The sequence below is a fragment of the Pseudomonas sp. PDM03 genome, from assembly GCF_014852385.1.
Lineage (GTDB): Bacteria > Pseudomonadota > Gammaproteobacteria > Pseudomonadales > Pseudomonadaceae > Aquipseudomonas > Aquipseudomonas migulae.
The window spans coordinates 57,226-73,087 of sequence record NZ_JACVBM010000016.1; the positions used below are offsets into that span (position 1 = coordinate 57,226).

Consider the following 15,862-nt stretch of genomic DNA (forward strand, 5'->3'; position numbering starts at 1 on the left):
CATGGCCGCGCCGAGCTTTCTTGATCAAACCCTGTTCACTGAGTTGGCCGAGAAAGCAGCGGCCAATCCGCGTGGACGCCAGCACCACAACTTTCATCAGATGGAAGACGCTTGCCATCGCATGGCGGTGGGCTTGCAGCCGGGCACGTACATCCCGCCTCATCGGCATCTTGGGGAGAACAAGGCTGAAACATTGCTGGTCCTCAAGGGACGGCTTGGCGTGTTGATCTTCGACGAGTCCGGCGCGGTGATGCGCAAGCAAGTGCTGCAGGCCGGTGGCGACTGCGTCGGCGTGGACCTGCCAACCGGCGTGTTCCATGGCCTGGTGGTGCTGGAAGCCGACAGCCTGATGTTTGAGTGCAAGGCTGGTCCTTATCGTCCTGTGGGCGAAGGTGAGCTGGCTGATTGGGCGCCGCGTGAAGGCGAGCCGGGCGTGGCCGAGTATCAGGCCTGGATGCGCGCACAGTTCGATTGATCCCTGGCCCTTGTAGGAGCGTGGCTTGCCCGCGAAGGCGGTGTGTCAGTCCCTTAGTTATTGACTGACACACCGCCTTCGCGGGCAAGCCTCGCTCCTACAGGGACGGTGTACAGCCATGATAGAGTGCCCGACCCCGCCTTTCGGAGCCCGTCATGAGCCTTTTGATCCGCAGCTGCGCCGCCCTGTTGCTGACCCTCAGCCTGCCGCTGGCCGCCGCGCCGGCGCTGATGCACGGGCAGTTTCTGCCGCCTGACGACCTGACGCTGCGTGATGCCGAACCGGAGCAGCAACAATTGCTGCAGGTCACCGAGTATTCGGTGGTGGTCGGCAGCCAACGGCAGTCCACCCAACAGCCAATCCCGGTAACGTCTCCGCTGTTGATCCGCCTCAAGGGCAAATCCTTGAACAAGGGTGCGACCATCAATCAGGTGCTGGTCAACTTCGATGGCGAAAGCAAAAGCCTGAAAAAGCCGATCTACGACGACAAGAGCAAAACCCTGACGCTGTTTTACCCGATGGCGCAATACCGCGTGGTGATTGACTTGCTGCGCAATGACACTGTGTATTGCCAGTTCCTCAGCTACGCCAACGGTCACGTCTGGGCCGACTTGCACACCGGGACCGTTCGTCCGCGTTGAGCCCGGCGGCCAGTGAGGGGTAAACTGCCCGCCCCGTGAAATGTCTGCGAGCTGGAGTCGGCAATGCGTAAAGATAAGAAACAAGTGATTGGTGACGAGATCGGCGACGAGCAGATCAAGTTGTTTCTCGATTTCGAACCGGTCGACGCCACTTCGCCGTCCCTGCACAAACTGATCAAGGCCTACCGTGGCCTGCGTATCGACGACTTCGAGCGTTTTCTGACGTTCTTCGTCGAGGCGGGATATGACGTGAATGGCAAGGATGAGCACGGCAATGACTTCGTCGCTGTGATCAAGGATCAGCGCAATGCCCCGGATTACATCGAATTGATCGAAAAAGCCCGCGGCTAACACAACATCGCTCTTGTAGGAGCCGGCTTGCTGGCGATGGCATCACCTCGGTCTGTCAGATGCACCGAGGTGATGCCATCGCCAGCAAGCCGGCTCCTACAGGGTCAGATTTGCCAAGGAACCGGCGTACAGCATCAGGTTCGTCGTGAAACAGGCATAAAAAAACGCCCCGCTCTCAATGAGAACGGGGCGTTTTTTATGGGGCCGAATCAAGCGAAGCTTGGTGTCTCGCTGCTTTCTTCAACCAGTTCCAGCGCGATGTTGTTCTGCGCGTTGATCTTGCGATACAGCGCAGCATCGGTTTCCAGAACCTTTTCCCGGGCCGGGAAGATTTCCGCCAGTTTGGCTGCCCACTCGCCGGACGCTTGGGCCGGGAAGCATTTTTCGATCAGTTCCAGCATGATCGAAACGGTCACCGACGCGCCTGGCGAAGCACCCAGCAGGGCAGCAAGGGAACCGTCCTTGGCCGCGACCAGTTCGGTACCGAACTGCAGAACGCCGCCCTTTTTCGGGTCTTTCTTGATGATCTGCACCCGTTGGCCGGCCACTTCCAGGCGCCAGTCTTCGGCTTTCGCTTCAGGGTAGAAGCGACGCAGGGAATCCAGACGCTGCTCCATCGACTGCATCACTTCGCTGACCAGGTACTTGGTCAGGTCCATGTTGTTTTTCGCCACGGCCAGCATCGGGCCGATGTTGCCGGCGCGAACCGACATCGGCAGGTCCATGAAGGAGCCGTGCTTGAGGAACTTGGTGGTGAAACCGGCGTAAGGTCCGAACAGCAGGGACTTCTTGCCATCGACCACGCGAGTGTCCAGGTGCGGCACCGACATCGGTGGCGAACCCACGGCGGCCTGGCTGTACACCTTGGCCTGGTGATGCTTGACCACTTCCGGGTTGTCGCAACGCAGCCACTGGCCGCTGATCGGGAAGCCGCCGAAGCCTTTGCTTTCTTCGATGCCCGAGGCCTGCAACAGCGGCAATGCCGCGCCGCCCGCGCCGAGGAACACGAATTTGGCGTCGACTTCGCGGGTATTGCCGCTGTTGACGTCCTTGATGCTGACGGTCCAGCCGCCGTTGTTGCGCTTCAGGCCGGTCACGCGCTTGCAGTACTTGACCTGGGCATCGGGTGCGCTGGTCAGGTGCTTGAGCAACTGGTTGGTCAGCGCGCCGAAGTTGACGTCGGTGCCATTGATCACACGGGTGGCGGCGAGGGTTTCGCCAGCGTCACGCCCCGGCATCATCAATGGCATCCAGTCGGCCATTTTTGCCTTGTCTTCGGTGTATTCCATGTCCGCGAAGGCGTGGTGCTTGCTCAGCACCTTGAAGCGTTCCTTGAGGAAGGACACGCCGCTGTCGCCCTGGACGAAGCTCAGGTGCGGCACCGGGCTGATGAAGGTCTTGCACGAGCCGAAGGTGCCTTTTTTGGTCAGGTAGGACCAGAACTGCTTCGACACTTCAAACTGAGTGTTGATGTGCACGGCTTTCTTGATGTCGACGGTGCCGTCGGCGGCCTGCGGCGTGTAATTGAGCTCACACAGCCCGGCGTGACCGGTACCGGCGTTGTTCCACGGGTTGGAACTCTCCGCGGCACCGGAATCCATCAGCTCGACGACTTCCAGCTTGATCGCGGGGTCGAGCTCTTTGAGCAGTACAGCGAGGGTGGCACTCATGATGCCGGCCCCAACCAGTACTACGTCGACTGCTTCGTTATGCGCCATTTAACGCGTCTCCAAAATCTGCAGCACCAAATTGTCGGCATGGCTGCCAGGCGTTCCGGGGCGTGTCAGTGATGCCCCAGGTACTCATGGCAGTGTCGCCATGTCCGAATCTTCGCAATTTATCGCAACTTCGACGGACGCTACCGGCCGGGTTTATGAGGTCAATGAACTCATTTCAACGCGCGACTGGCAATTCGACTTATGGTCGAGACATCCGTTTGTGCAACCAAATCCGTAGCGGACAGGCTTCAGGCTCCGGTGTTCGAGGAATACTCGGTCCTGTGTCGTTGGGCTGTTTCAGACGCTAATGGTGCATGTTCAGACGCAAAACTATTCATTTGCTCGCCACACTCTTGTGAAGTTGTGAAAACCCGTTTTTTTCACGCTCTTTTGAAGACGTGAACCTCAAAAAAGGGCTGTCCCAGCCTGGCACCGTGCCCGGATGGATCGCCGCCATGGAATACATGACAGGCAAAACGGGCAAACAGCTCAGTGACCGAGCGTAATGACAGCTCTGCAGATTCGCGAAAAGTGGGGTTTTTGCTCAAGGAACAGCAAGCGCGCCAGCTTCACTCGATCTGTGTGGGCGGCTCTCTGTGGGCGGTGCGGGGTGCCAATACCGAAGCATTGACGATTGCTGCGAGGCCCGATCAGGAGACGTCCTTATAATCGGGGGGAGATTGTATCTAAGAAACGCGGGGAAATGGACGTGTTTAATGACTTTTATTAGGCGTCTGGTCAGGTCGCCAGCAGTTGTTGAGCGCGAGCACGGGGTTGGCGCTGGTTGACACGGGCGCTGGCGGGCAGGGGATGGTGCAGCCAGTTGAGGCGGATTTCTTCGATTTCGACCCAGCCATCGCCCATCGGCTGGAGGCTGCACTGCTTGAATGCCTGGCAATGGCCATTGCGGTCGAGCAGGGCGAAGCAGCGATGCAACGGGCGCGGTGTGAACAGGGAGACGAGAAGGCGCATGGGAAATACCTCGTGGGATTTACCGCATACGTTGTCAGCAAGTCGTGACGCGCCGGTGAAAGGAGGGTGAACGATGTGTGACAGGAACCGCGGTCCACGGGGTTTGTCTGAGATTCTGGTATTCGTTGCATGACGCTAGTTACCCGCAGTGGCGCACCGCTATACTGCCGGCCTGTTTGTGCCTGATTCTGGAGAGAAGAGCATGTTGCAACGCCTGTTGTTCGGTTTGATCACTGTGACCAGTTTGACCCTGGTTGGCTGCGCCCACAGCCCGCAACAACTGAGTCCGGAGCCGAAGCTGACCACTCAGCTGGCACCGGTCGGCCATGGCCAGCCAGTCGTGGTGCGTGTGGTAGACGGTCGTCCGTCGCCAACCCTGGGCACCCGTGGCGGTCTGTATCCGGAGACCAGCGCGATCACGGTGCAGGGCGCGCAGATTCTGCCGAAGCTGCAGGCCCAGGCCGAAGCGGCCGTGCGCTTGCTCGGCTTTACCCCGACCACCAATGCGCCGAATGCTCCGCAACTGACCGTGACCCTGGCCGAGCTGAAGTATCAGTCGCCTAAAGAAGGCATGTACGTGACCGAGGCGACCATCGGCGCGACCTTCCGCTCTGACGTGCAGAACGCCAACCGCCGCTACAGCGGTCGTTACGGTGCATCCCTGGATCAGCGTTTCGGCATGGCGCCGAACCAGGAAACCAACACCAAGCTGGTCAGCGATGTGTTGAGCGATGCGTTGACGCGTCTGTTCAAGGACCCGACCGTGGGTCAGATTCTCGGCGAATAAATTTTCGCTGAAATCAAAAAAAAGCCCGGTGCCAGTGATGGCGCCGGGCTTTTTTGTGCCTGCGCCGCCACTTTGTAGGAGCGAGTGGTGCGGCAGTCCGACTTGCCCGCGAAGACGGTGTGTCAGGCGACATCAATGTTGAATGAGAGGCCGCCTTCGCGGGCAAGTCGGACTGCCGCACCACTCGCTCCTACAGGGGGGCGTTGGTGTCAGGCGGCTTGCGAGTAAAACTCCAGAACACTCACCCCTGTCAGCAAATCAGCCTCCGGCAGATCCGCATGTTGATGCCCCCCCAGCGCGCAATACACCAGCCAATGGCGATCCTGAACGTTGAAGGCAAGGCTGCCGACCAAGGTTTGTTGTTCGTCGCTTTGAGCAATGAGGTAGAGGCGATCCTGGTTTTCAGCGTGCAGCATGACGGTATCCATGTCGGTTTCGGTGGGCCGAGAGATTGGCGCATCCAGATGACGAAGCCGTGACGCAGGGCAGGAATCTGCCAAATGGTGAGTTATTTGTCGTATAGCGGCGGGCAGGAGGGACGGCTTTCGGTAGAATCCGCGCCGCGGCCGTCGATCTGGCTTCCGCCACACCTGTTTTGTCCGAGGTTCGTGATGTCGCTGCATTTGATGACGCTGTTTACTGCCCATCCCGCCAAATTGATCAACCTGCTCGCCTTGCTGCTGGCCTTTCCGGGCAGCTGGCTGTTGCACGCCACGCGTCGTCGCGAACAACGCGCGTTGGCCAGCCTCGAAGCGCAGAGCCAGAGCCGTCGCATCGATGAGCCGATGTTGATGCTGGATGGTGCGACCTTGCGCATGAACCGGTTTTTCTATCGCTTCGGTTTTGCCTGCCTGGGGTTGGCGCTGCTGGTGTCATGGATCAGCACGCGCGTCTGAACACACCGTAACCCCCTGTAGGAGTGAGCCTGCTCGCGATGGACGTCAACGATAACGCGTGCAGTCTGAATAAACGCGGTGTCTGAACGTTTTTCGCGAGCAGGCTCGCTCCTACAGAATGCGTGCCCAGGCCACTGCTAGAGCGCCAACCCGGCCTTCACACGGTACTGATTACGCACCGGCGTAGCGTATTGCAGCACCAGGAACGGACGATGTTCTTCCGGGCAAGCGCCCAGGCGCTGTTGCCATTCTTCCTGGGCTTTTGCCAGTTCGTCGGCAGCAAACACATCAGACGCTTTCGGCACCTGCAACTGCGGGTCGGCATCCTTCCATTGCGCGTAAGCCAGGTAGTGCACCGGGAACAAGCGGTAGCCGCCGAGAATCTGCTTGTCCATCTCGATCGCCAATTGCTTGGTGTCTTCGAACAGCTCGGTGATCGGCGCGGCGAAGTTCACGTGCACTCGCCCCTTGTATCCAGTGATTCCCTTGGCGATGCTCACGTCGTCCTCGCCAGGCGCCTTGGTGTAGGTGCCGGTGGTGGCGCGGATGTAGAGTTCGCGGGCCTTGGCCTGGTCGCACGGGTCGTATTCGTAGCTGATCGACACCGGGGTGACGTTCAACGAGCGGATGACTTCGCCGAATGGCTCGTCCTTGCGGCTCATGTGGAACATCTTGAGGATCGCCGACTCGGTGCGATCATCCCCGTCCTTGGCCCGACCTTCGGCCTGCGCGATCCAGATCGAGGCGCAATCGTTGCGGATCGAGTGGTTGATGTAGGCCGACAGCAGCTGGTACGCCGCCATTTTTTCCCGGCGACCGGTGATCGAACGGTGCACGATGAAGCTCTTGTTCAGGCGCATCAGGTCGCTGACGAAGGGCTTTTGCAGCAGGTTGTCGCCAATCGCGATGCGCGGCGTCGGCAGGCCTGCGTGGTACACGGCATAGTTGACGAAGGCCGGGTCCATCACGATGTCGCGGTGGTTGGCGATGAACAGGTAGGCGCTGCCGGATTTGAATTGCTCGACGCCGGTGTACGTGACACCGTCCGTGGCGCGCTCGATGGTGTGGTCGACGTAATACTCGACTTTGTCCTGCAGCGTGGCCACCGAATCGATGCCGGCGAACTCACGGCGCAGCCGATGAGCTATAAGAGGTTTGAGCATCCAGCCGAAGGCACCGGCAAAACGCGGGAAGCGGAAGTGGGTGAGGATATCTAGAAACGCCTTGTCGCCGAGCAAGCGTGCCAGCACCGCTGGGACTTCGCTGTCGTCGTAAGGTCGGATGGCATCGAATTCGCCCATCATGCTCTCTTGTTAGAAACGGCTAGGGTAAGTAAAGGTTTTGATCGAAAACCAACGGGGCACGGTCTGAAAAGTTAGCCAGACAAAAATAGCCCTGCAAATAGACCGGCGATTATACGCACAAGTCACTTGGGAGACCGCGATGCTGGAAGCTGCAGTGTATGAATGTCCGTATTGTGGTGAAGAGGTCGAGACGACTGTGGATTTGTCGGCGGGCGATCAGACCTATATCGAGGACTGTCAGGTGTGTTGTCGGCCGATAACGTTTGTGTTGCAGGTTCATGAAGAGGAATGGCATCTCGAAGTGTTCAGCGAGAACGAGTGAGGGCATCCATGCAGCGAATCTACGAACCGGAAAACCTGATGGAAGGCGAGTTGTTGCAAAGCATGTTGGCCAGCGAGGGCGTGGAGGCGCATCTGGTCGGCCGCGATTTGCTCGGCGGCACCGGCGAATTGCCGATCTTCGGCCTGCTGGGCTTGTCGGTGGATAACGACCAGGCTGAATACGCCCGGGAGTTGATCACCGCGTACAATGCCGCGCTGCCGATGCCCGGCGATGAACCTGAAAGCTTTCCCGGCACGCTGGTCTGTTAGGCTGACGTTCGTTTTATCAAGAGTCGTGTTGCCCCATGTGTGGACGTTATGCCCTGTTTCGCTGGAATCCCGCCTTCGCGGCCCTGCCTGGCTTCCCCGCCGATCAGCAGGCCCAGTGGAATATTTCCCCCAATGATTCGGTGTTGATGCTGCGTGCCGGCGCCGACGGCGAGCGTGAATTGGCCCGCGCCCGCTGGGGTTTGACGCCACCGTGGCTCACCGATCTGTCCCGCACGCCGGCCCATGCCCGCGCCGAAACCGTGGCCGAGCAACCGATGTTTCGCCAGGCCCTGCGCGAGCGCCGCTGCCTGTTGCCGGCCAACGGTTTTTACGAATGGCGCGGCACGACGCGCAAGCGCCCGTATTGGCTGACGCCGGGGGAGGGCTCGACGCTATTTTTCGCGGCGATCTGGGAGGCGTATCCGGTGCAGGAACAGGTGTGGCTGAGCACGGCCGTGATCACGCAACCGGCGGCGAGTCAGCGTCGGCCGTTGATCCTGGATGCGGCGGGGCAGGAGGCGTGGCTCGATCCCGAGACGCCGTTGCATGTGTTGCAGGGCTTACTGGCCAGTGAACCCGCGGCGTTGCGCGAGCGGGTGTTGGCGAATCTGGTGAATGATCCGAAGTTGAATGGGCCGGAGTGTTTGACCCCCGGCTGATGGGGTGTCCGGGCTGGCCCCATCGCGAGCAGGCTCGCTCCCACAGTTGATCTTCAGTGAACACAAAATTTGTGTGCTACACAGATCCCCTGTGGGAGCGAGCCGGCTCCGGGCGGCGTTCCGACGATAAGGTCCGCAGGACCTTCCGGCGATCCTTAAACCTTGAACTGATTGATCAAACGGCGCTGCTGCTCGGCCAGCTTGGTCAAACCCGCACTCGCCGCGCTTGATTCATCCGCACCGCCCGCCACTTCATTGGCCACTTGCCCAATGTTGATCACGTTCCGGTTGATGTCATCCGCCACCGCACTCTGTTCCTCGGCCGCGCTGGCAATCTGCGTGTTCATGTCGTTGATCACCGACACCGCCTGAGTGATCGCATCCAGCGCTTCGGCCGCTTTCGCCGCATGCTGCACGCTTTCGTCGGTGCGGTTCTGGCTGTCTTCCATCACCCGCACCACATCGCGCGTGCCTTGTTGCAGCTGCTGGATCATGGTCTGGATTTCTTCGGTGGCCTTCTGGGTTTTCTGCGCCAGGTTGCGCACCTCATCGGCCACCACCGCAAAGCCACGGCCCTGCTCGCCGGCGCGTGCCGCTTCAATGGCGGCGTTCAAGGCCAGCAGGTTGGTCTGCTCGGCGATGCCGCGAATGGCGGTGAGGATCGCGTTGATGTTCTCGCTGTCCTTGGCCAGGTTTTGCACCACGCCGACAGCCTTGCCGATTTCCACGGCCAGCACGCCAATCGAGTTCGACGTATCCCGCACGATCTGTTTGCCTTGAGAGGCCGCCTGATCGGCATGGCTGGCCGCTTGCGCCGCCTGGGTCGCGTTGCGCGCCACGTCTTGGGCGGTAGCGGTCATTTCATGCACCGCCGTGGCGACCTGATCGATCTCGACCATTTGTTTCTGCACACCAATATTGGTGCGGATGGCGATATCAGCGGTGTGTTCCGACGAATCGCTGACGCTCTGCACCGACGTCACCACTTGGGTGATCATCGCCTGCAACTTGGCGAGGAAAGTGTTGAAGCCTTTGGCGATCGAGCCCAGTTCGTCGGCGCGATCACTGGTCAGGCGGCGCGTCAGGTCGCCTTCACCTTTGGCAATGTCATCGAGCATGGCCACCATTTGTTTCAGCGGGCGAGCAATGCCGTGGCCCACCAGCCAGATCACCAGCAAACCGACGCCGGCGATCAGCAGACCGACCATGGCCATGCCGAAGGTGTCGGATTTGCGCTGGGTGTTCAGGTCGGCCTGGAGTTTTTGCAGGTCGGCCATCACCGCGTTCAGCGGCAGTTGCAGCATCAGCGTCCAGCGAGCGTCGGTCTGGCCGATGCCGAACGGCAGGTACAACTCGATCCGGCCCTGGGCCTTGTCGACGGTGTAGGTGACTTCGCCGCGCTTCAGATTGGCCATGTTGGCGATCTGCTGGCTGTCGAGGATGTCACTGACCTTCTCGCCGAATTTGCTCGGGTCCTTGGTGTAGGCAACGATCCGGCCATTACCGCCGATCAGCGCCATGACGCCCGAGCCGTTGTACAACTTCTGGTTCGCGCCCAGGAGCATATCCTGGATGAAGTTCACCGAGAGGTCGGCGCCGACGATGCCCTGGAACGCACCGTTGAGCATGATCGGTTCAATAAAGGACGCGAGCATGACGATTTTGTCGCCGACCTTGTAGGGCGCCGGATCGATCACGCAGGATTTTTTGGTTTCTTTCGAGCACAGGTAGTACTCACTGGCGCGCACGCCGGTAGACAGGGTTTTCTGGTCGTCGACGTCCACCAGTTTGTCCAGGCCCAGGCTGCCGTCTTCATTGCGGAACCACCACGGCAGGAAGCGCCCGTTGCTGGCGTCGATACCGACGACCTTGGTGTCGACGTAGGCTGCGTCGTTGTGGTCGAGGGCGTTTTTTTCCCAACCGATGTAGGTGCCGAGAATCTTCGGGTTTTTGGCGACGTTTTCCTTGATCAGGCTGATCAATTGCTCGCGGCTCAGGTTCAGTTGCGGCTGGCCATCGGCGCCTGGTGTGCCGATTAGGGCGTTGACCCGCACCAGTCCGCCGGCAATCAGCAGCGGCGCTTCGAGTTCACGCTGGATCTGGCTGACCTGGGTTTGCGCCAGGGACGTCAGGCGCTGCTCGATGACTTGCTCGAATTGCGCCTGGGTCCGATCCTGAACCATGTCTTGCGTCCGTGCGCCGGAAAACAGCGCGTACAGCACCAGGGCTGCCACGACACTTAATACGATGGCGCCAGCGAGGGCCGCCACGGAAAACTGGATGGACTTGAATTTCATGGGTGCTCCGCACGCAAGAGGACTTCTGCGGTGCTGTATCGGCAGGGGGCTCGAGGGCCATGAGTGAGGTGCGACGAAATGGCTGTTTTGGAGCCGTCGATGTCGCAAATGAATCATTGCCGGCCGTGACTGGCCGTGGCGGGGACGGTTATGTGAATTTTTTCCTACTATTGATGAGAGCTTTGTCCGAAATCCACGTCTGTATGTCTGTTGTATCTGGCGCCGATACAAATCGACGCCTAGGATACGCGGCATGTTTCGAGGGAGTTTTGTGATGAACAAGCGATTGGTTTTGTGTGCTCTGAGCGCGGGTCTGCTGCTCGCGGGTTGTCAGTCGGTCAACACCACCAGCGGTGGTGCCGTGGGCGTGGAGCGCAAGCAGTACATGTTCAGCATGTTGTCCTCGGCCGAGGTCAACCAGATGTACGCCCAGTCTTATCAAAAGACCGTTGGCGAGGCGACCAACAAAGGTGTGCTGGACAAGACCAGCAACGATGCCAAGCGCATCCAGGTGATCGCTGATCGGCTGATCGCCCAGGCGCCGATTTTCCGTCCGGATTCGGCCCAGTGGAAATGGGAAGTCAACCTGATCAAGAGTGACGAGCTCAACGCCAACTGCGGGCCTGGCGGCAAGATCATTTTCTACACCGGGCTGATCGACAGCCTGCAACTGACCGATGATGAAATCGCCGCGATCATGGGCCATGAAATCGCCCACGCCCTGCGTGAGCACGGTCGTGAAGCGATGTCCAAGGCGTACGGCATCGAAATGGCCAAGCAGGGCGCGGGCGCCTTGCTCGGTCTGGGCCAGGACAGCCTGGCTCTGGCGGACACCGTGGCCAACTACGGCATGACGCTGCCCAACAGTCGCGCCAACGAAAACGAAGCGGACCTGATTGGCCTGGAACTGGCGGCCCGCGCCGGTTACAACCCGAACGCCGCGATCACCCTGTGGAACAAGATGAGCAAGGCTTCGGAAGGTTCTCCACCGGAGTTCATGAGCACTCACCCGGCGTCGTCCAGTCGGATTGCTTCGTTGCAGGCGGCGATTCCGAAGGTGATGCCGTTGTACGAGAACGCGCGGAAGTCCTGATGGTTCTGCGGCGTAGCTGCTGACGCATTCGCGGGCAAGTCGGATCGCCGCACCGCTCGCTCCTACAGGTTTTGTGCCGTACACAAATTATGTGATCGCCAAAAAACCTGTGGGAGCGAGCCTGCTCGCGATGAACGATAACGCGGTCTAACGACCTACGACGTTACAGCCACCCACTGCTCTGCATCGCCTTGTACACCGCGACAATCGCCAGGACGAAGAACGCCGACGCCGCCAGTCGACGAATCAGGGTCAATGGCAATTTGTCCGCCGCAAAGTTACCCGCCAAAACCACCGGCACGTTGGCAATCAACATGCCCAGGGTGGTGCCGATAATCACCAGCCACAGTTCCGGGTATTGCGCGGCCAGCATCACGGTCGCGATCTGGGTCTTGTCACCGATTTCCGCGAGGAAGAACGCGATCAATGTCGTCAGGAACGGCCCGAATTTGCGGGCGGTGCTGGCTTCATCGTCATCCATCTTGTCCGGCACCAGTGTCCACAATGCCGTCGCAGCGAAGCTTGCGGCGAGGATCCAGTGCAACACCGCATCCGAGAAGAAACTGCCGACCCAGGCACCTACCGCACCGGCTGCCGCGTGGTTGGCCAGGGTGGCGGCGACGATGCCGGCGATGATTGGCCACGGTTTGCGAAAGCGGGCAGCAAGGATGAGCGCGAGCAGTTGCGTCTTGTCGCCGATTTCGGCCAAGGCAACGATTGCGGTGGGAACGAGAAGTGAATCCAGCATCAGGGTTTTCCTAAGGGGCGGGTCGACACGGCTATGACACGTACAGCCTTCCCGCCCCGGGTAAGGTGTTCGTGTCATAGGTCTTGTCAAACCCTGGCGATCCGTCTGATGCGGACGCTTGGGTCGCATACGCCATGGTCTGAGGACCAAGTATGTTGACGTATGCCGGACGAGCATGGCGCTCGTGGGAGACTACTCCCCTAGGACGGAGCGGATTCTGCCTAGGCAAATCCGATAGGGCAAGTACAAATTGCTAGCCGCGTTTGGCCCGGTAGATTCGGAAACCCTGACCTTCGGCCTTGATCGCACACACGCCGAGGTGCTCTTCGATCAGCGGTTGGTACTTCAGGAAGCTGTTCGCAACCAAGCGAAGTTCGCCACCGTTTTTCAGATGTTTGGCGGCTTTTCGCAACAAGTTCTCGGTGGCGAAGTAATCGGTGTGCACGCCGACATGGAACGGCGGGTTGCTGAGAATTGCACTCAAACCCATCGGTGCGGCATCGATACCGTCACCGGTAATCACGTCTGCTTCCAGACCATTGGCAGCCAGGGTCAAGCGACTGCTGGCGGCGGCAAACGCATCCACGTCGAGCAGCGTGACCTGATTGTGCGGATAACGACGTTTGACCGCCGCGCCCAAAACACCGGCGCCGCAACCGAAGTCCAGCAAGTGGCCGCTTGGCAGTTTATCCAGATGTTCCAGCAACAACGCACTGCCGCGATCCAGCCGGCCGTGGCTGAAAACCCCCGGCAGGCTGATGACTTTCAGTGGACCTTCGGCCAGCGGCAACTCGTAGGTCTGGGCCAGGCTTTCCAGGGATTTGGCTTGCGGCGCATCGGCCACGGTGACCAGCCACAGCTGGCAATGACGCGCACTGTCGAGCTTGCGCGGTTTGCCAAACGGGTTCAGTTGCTTGGCCGCGCCTTCGATGCCACTGCGTTTTTCACCCACCAGGTACAACTCACGTCCGGCCAGGCGCGAGGCGAGGGCGTTGAGGATGTAATCGGTGAGGTCCTTGGATTTGGGCAGAAACACCACGGCGGTGTCGAATTCGCGCTCGGGCGCGGTCACGCCAAAATGGCTGCGCTCGGTGAAACGGGCATCCAGCGCGGCCTGATCGCCGGCGTGCCAGCACCAGCCGTGGGCGTCGGGCAGGCGCCCGAGCAAATCATCGGCGGGCAAACCGGCCAGCAACACCGAACCCTGGAATAACTCGGCCTGACGAAGCAGTACTTCACTGCGCGGATCCATACTCTGCTCCTTGAAAAAAAGTGCCGCAGTTTATCAACTGACGACCCGCAGCGCCTTACCGCTGAAGTATCCCTGCGCGTTTTCGGTTAATTGGCCAACGATCCGCTGCCGCGCCTCGCGACTGCCCCAGGCGTTGTGCGGTGTAACGATCAGGCGTGGAATGTCGGCGGCGAGCAACGGGTTGCCGGCGCTCGGCGGTTCGACGCTCAACACGTCGGTGGCCGCGCCGCCGAGGTGGCCGTTACGCAAGGCGTCGGCCAGCGCCTGTTCATCAATCAGGCCGCCACGGGCGGTGTTCACCACAAAAGCGCCGGGTTTCATCGAGGCCAGTTCGCGGGCACCGATGAAGTGGCGAGTATGTTCGTTGAGCGGGCAGTGCAACGTCAGCGCGTCGATTTGCGGCAGCAGTTCATCCAGGGGCAAACGGTCCGGTCGGGCGGGGCGCCCCGGAATCTGCCCGAGCAGCACGCGCATGCCGAAGGCTTCGGCCAGTCGTGCGACCGCGCCGCCCAGTTCGCCATGACCGAGCAAGCCGAGGGTTTTGCCTTCCAGTTCGACGATCGGATAGTCCAGCAGGCAGAACTGTTTCGCCTGTTGCCAGCGACCTTCACCGACGGCTTTCTGATAATCGGCGAGGCGCGTCGCCAGGTTCAGCAGCAGCATGATCGTGTGCTGCGCCACCGATGGCGTGCCGTAACCCTGGCAGTTGCAGACGGTCACGCCATGGGCGCGGGCGGCGGCGAGATCAACGTTATTGGTGCCGGTGGCGGTGATCAGGATCAGCTTCAGTTCGGGGCTGGCGGCGATGGCGGCGGCGTCGATCAGGATTTTGTTGCTGATGGCGACGGTGGCGCCCTTGAGGCGTTCGATCACTTGATCCTGCGTGGTCTGCGCAAACAGTTGCAAATCATCGAAGCAGGCGCGCAATGGGCTGAGGTCGAGATCGCCGAGGTCCAGCGAGGGATGGTCGAGGAAAACGGCGCGGCGAGAGTTCGTCATCAACTGTACCTTTTGTGCATTGAACTGAAGGCGTAATCTGCCGAGCCTACCAGATGAAACAAATCGTTACGCATCATCGGATAGCACGCTGACCCCTGTGGGAGCGGGACCGGCTTGCCGGCGAAGACGGTGTGTCAGACAAGAGTTTTGTGACTGACACTCCCTCATCGCGAGCAGGGCTCGCTCCCACAGGGATTGCGGACACCTTGAGCGTACTTTTATCGATCTGCCTTTTGAGGAGCCCGCATGTACTGGACAGAGTTCTTGACCGTTGCCCTGATTCACCTGCTGGCCGTCGCCAGCCCCGGCCCGGATTTCGCCGTGGTGGTGCGTGAGAGCGTGACCCACGGTCGTCGCGCCGGCACCTGGACGGCGATGGGTGTCGGTACGGCGATTTTCCTGCACGTCGGTTATTCGCTGCTCGGTATCGGTCTGATCGTGTCCCAGTCGATCGTGCTGTTCAACGCCTTGAAATGGGCGGCTGCCGCGTATCTGCTGTACATCGGTTTCAAGGCCCTGCGCGCGCAACCGGCCAAGCCGGTGACTGACGATCTGCACAAGGAAGCGGGTGAGCGCACCGCTCGCGGCGCCTTCACCTCGGGTTTCGTGACCAACGGTCTGAACCCGAAAGCCACGCTGTTCTTCCTGTCGTTGTTCACCGTGGTGATCAATCCACATACGCCATTGGCGGTGCAGGCCGGTTACGGGGTTTACCTGGCGGCGGCGACGGCTTTCTGGTTCTGCCTGGTGGCGATGCTGTTCAGCCAGCAACGCGTACGTGCCGGTTTCGCCCGCATGGGCCACTGGTTCGACCGGACCATGGGCGCCGTGCTGATCGCCATCGGCGTGAAACTCGCGTTTACCGAGATGCATTGATCGACGAACACCACCCTGTGTAGGAGCCGGCTTGCTGGCGATGGTCTTTAACGATGACGCATCTGTTCTTGGAAGGACGCGGTGCCTGTAAGTCCATCGCCAGCAAGCCGGCTCCTACAGGTCTGGATAGCTGTTAAATGCTGGCGCAACGCTAGCATTTGCTGAATGTTGCAAATCATTCCTTCGGCTGATTTGGTTGTCAT

The 15,862-nt window shown here is 60.1% G+C and carries 18 protein-coding genes, 1 pseudogene and 1 riboswitch; of the genes and pseudogenes, 10 read left to right on the forward strand and 9 right to left on the reverse strand.

Features of this window, described 5'->3' with window-relative positions:
* The first annotated feature begins 1 nt into the window (after position 1).
* The 3 genes from IB254_RS20840 to IB254_RS20850 all read left to right on the forward strand — a co-directional run bounded on the left by IB254_RS20840 (position 2) and on the right by IB254_RS20850 (position 1,467).
* Positions 2 to 475: a WbuC family cupin fold metalloprotein gene (locus IB254_RS20840; protein ID WP_192419189.1), complete on the forward strand. Its 474-nt coding sequence runs from the start codon at positions 2 to 4 to the stop codon at positions 473 to 475.
* 155 nt (positions 476 to 630) lie between these two features.
* Positions 631 to 1,116, forward strand: a complete 486-nt coding sequence (locus IB254_RS20845; protein ID WP_192419191.1) for a hypothetical protein — start codon at positions 631 to 633, stop codon at positions 1,114 to 1,116.
* A gap of 63 nt (positions 1,117 to 1,179) precedes the next feature.
* Positions 1,180 to 1,467 (forward strand): PA4642 family protein, encoded by a 288-nt coding sequence (locus IB254_RS20850; RefSeq protein WP_192419193.1) that lies wholly within the window; start codon positions 1,180 to 1,182, stop codon positions 1,465 to 1,467.
* Positions 1,468 to 1,676: 209 nt separating this feature from the next.
* Here IB254_RS20850 and mqo read toward each other — a convergent pair whose 3' ends face one another.
* Positions 1,677 to 3,185, reverse strand: a complete 1,509-nt coding sequence (gene mqo / locus IB254_RS20855; protein WP_008025902.1) for a malate dehydrogenase (quinone) — start codon at positions 3,183 to 3,185, stop codon at positions 1,677 to 1,679.
* A gap of 738 nt (positions 3,186 to 3,923) precedes the next feature.
* Positions 3,924 to 4,157 carry a hypothetical protein gene (locus IB254_RS20860; RefSeq protein WP_008025904.1) on the reverse strand — a complete coding sequence of 78 codons (234 nt, stop codon included), beginning with the start codon at positions 4,155 to 4,157 and terminating at the stop codon, positions 3,924 to 3,926.
* A 202-nt stretch (positions 4,158 to 4,359) separates the two neighbouring features.
* Here IB254_RS20860 and IB254_RS20865 point away from each other — a divergent pair, with 202 nt between their 5' ends.
* Positions 4,360 to 4,944: a YajG family lipoprotein gene (locus IB254_RS20865; RefSeq protein WP_192419195.1), complete on the forward strand. Its 585-nt coding sequence runs from the start codon at positions 4,360 to 4,362 to the stop codon at positions 4,942 to 4,944.
* A 209-nt stretch (positions 4,945 to 5,153) separates the two neighbouring features.
* Here IB254_RS20865 and IB254_RS20870 read toward each other — a convergent pair whose 3' ends face one another.
* Positions 5,154 to 5,360: a hypothetical protein gene (locus IB254_RS20870; protein WP_008025908.1), complete on the reverse strand. Its 207-nt coding sequence runs from the start codon at positions 5,358 to 5,360 to the stop codon at positions 5,154 to 5,156.
* A 195-nt stretch (positions 5,361 to 5,555) separates the two neighbouring features.
* Here IB254_RS20870 and IB254_RS20875 point away from each other — a divergent pair, with 195 nt between their 5' ends.
* On the forward strand, positions 5,556 to 5,840 hold the full coding sequence (locus IB254_RS20875) for a hypothetical protein (protein ID WP_008037240.1): 285 nt from the start codon (positions 5,556 to 5,558) through the stop codon (positions 5,838 to 5,840).
* Between the two features lie 137 nt (positions 5,841 to 5,977).
* Here IB254_RS20875 and IB254_RS20880 read toward each other — a convergent pair whose 3' ends face one another.
* Positions 5,978 to 7,144: a 1-acyl-sn-glycerol-3-phosphate acyltransferase gene (locus IB254_RS20880; protein WP_192419197.1), complete on the reverse strand. Its 1,167-nt coding sequence runs from the start codon at positions 7,142 to 7,144 to the stop codon at positions 5,978 to 5,980.
* 139 nt (positions 7,145 to 7,283) lie between these two features.
* On the opposite strand from IB254_RS20880, the gene IB254_RS20885 reads away from it, so the two are divergent.
* Genes IB254_RS20885 through IB254_RS20895 form a run of 3 tightly spaced genes read left to right on the forward strand, consistent with a single transcriptional unit; the run spans position 7,284 to position 8,394 of the window.
* Positions 7,284 to 7,466, forward strand: coding sequence for a CPXCG motif-containing cysteine-rich protein (locus IB254_RS20885; protein ID WP_192419199.1), 183 nt, complete (start codon positions 7,284 to 7,286; stop codon positions 7,464 to 7,466).
* Between the two features lie 8 nt (positions 7,467 to 7,474).
* A complete protein-coding gene (locus tag IB254_RS20890; protein ID WP_008025915.1) occupies positions 7,475 to 7,735 on the forward strand; it encodes a putative signal transducing protein in 261 nt (86 codons plus the stop codon).
* Positions 7,736 to 7,770: 35 nt separating this feature from the next.
* Positions 7,771 to 8,394 carry an SOS response-associated peptidase gene (locus IB254_RS20895; RefSeq protein ID WP_008037251.1) on the forward strand — a complete coding sequence of 208 codons (624 nt, stop codon included), beginning with the start codon at positions 7,771 to 7,773 and terminating at the stop codon, positions 8,392 to 8,394.
* Between the two features lie 155 nt (positions 8,395 to 8,549).
* On the opposite strand, the gene IB254_RS29960 is transcribed toward IB254_RS20895, so the two are convergent.
* Positions 8,550 to 9,392 carry a methyl-accepting chemotaxis protein gene (locus IB254_RS29960; RefSeq protein WP_411736649.1) on the reverse strand — a complete coding sequence of 281 codons (843 nt, stop codon included), beginning with the start codon at positions 9,390 to 9,392 and terminating at the stop codon, positions 8,550 to 8,552.
* A gap of 12 nt (positions 9,393 to 9,404) precedes the next feature.
* Positions 9,405 to 10,946 (reverse strand): annotated as a pseudogene (locus tag IB254_RS29965) (HAMP domain-containing protein); the annotation flags it as partial.
* 19 nt (positions 10,947 to 10,965) lie between these two features.
* Between IB254_RS29965 and IB254_RS20905 the strand changes: the two are divergent.
* Positions 10,966 to 11,784, forward strand: a complete 819-nt coding sequence (locus IB254_RS20905; protein WP_192419210.1) for a M48 family metallopeptidase — start codon at positions 10,966 to 10,968, stop codon at positions 11,782 to 11,784.
* A gap of 163 nt (positions 11,785 to 11,947) precedes the next feature.
* Here the strand turns inward: IB254_RS20905 and IB254_RS20910 are convergent, their stop codons facing one another.
* The 3 genes from IB254_RS20910 to IB254_RS20920 form a co-directional block, all read right to left on the reverse strand.
* Complete coding sequence (locus tag IB254_RS20910) at positions 11,948 to 12,532, reverse strand: TMEM165/GDT1 family protein (protein ID WP_008037256.1); 585 nt, start codon at positions 12,530 to 12,532, stop codon at positions 11,948 to 11,950.
* Between the two features lie 89 nt (positions 12,533 to 12,621).
* A riboswitch (yybP-ykoY riboswitch) is annotated at positions 12,622 to 12,745 on the reverse strand.
* A 40-nt stretch (positions 12,746 to 12,785) separates the two neighbouring features.
* On the reverse strand, positions 12,786 to 13,784 hold the full coding sequence (locus tag IB254_RS20915) for a class I SAM-dependent methyltransferase (protein ID WP_008025924.1): 999 nt from the start codon (positions 13,782 to 13,784) through the stop codon (positions 12,786 to 12,788).
* 33 nt (positions 13,785 to 13,817) lie between these two features.
* Complete coding sequence (locus IB254_RS20920; RefSeq protein WP_192419212.1) at positions 13,818 to 14,783, reverse strand: 2-hydroxyacid dehydrogenase; 966 nt, start codon at positions 14,781 to 14,783, stop codon at positions 13,818 to 13,820.
* Between the two features lie 246 nt (positions 14,784 to 15,029).
* Between IB254_RS20920 and IB254_RS20925 the strand changes: the two genes are divergently transcribed.
* Positions 15,030 to 15,659 carry a LysE family translocator gene (locus tag IB254_RS20925; protein WP_008025927.1) on the forward strand — a complete coding sequence of 210 codons (630 nt, stop codon included), beginning with the start codon at positions 15,030 to 15,032 and terminating at the stop codon, positions 15,657 to 15,659.
* Positions 15,660 to 15,862 lie beyond the last annotated feature (203 nt).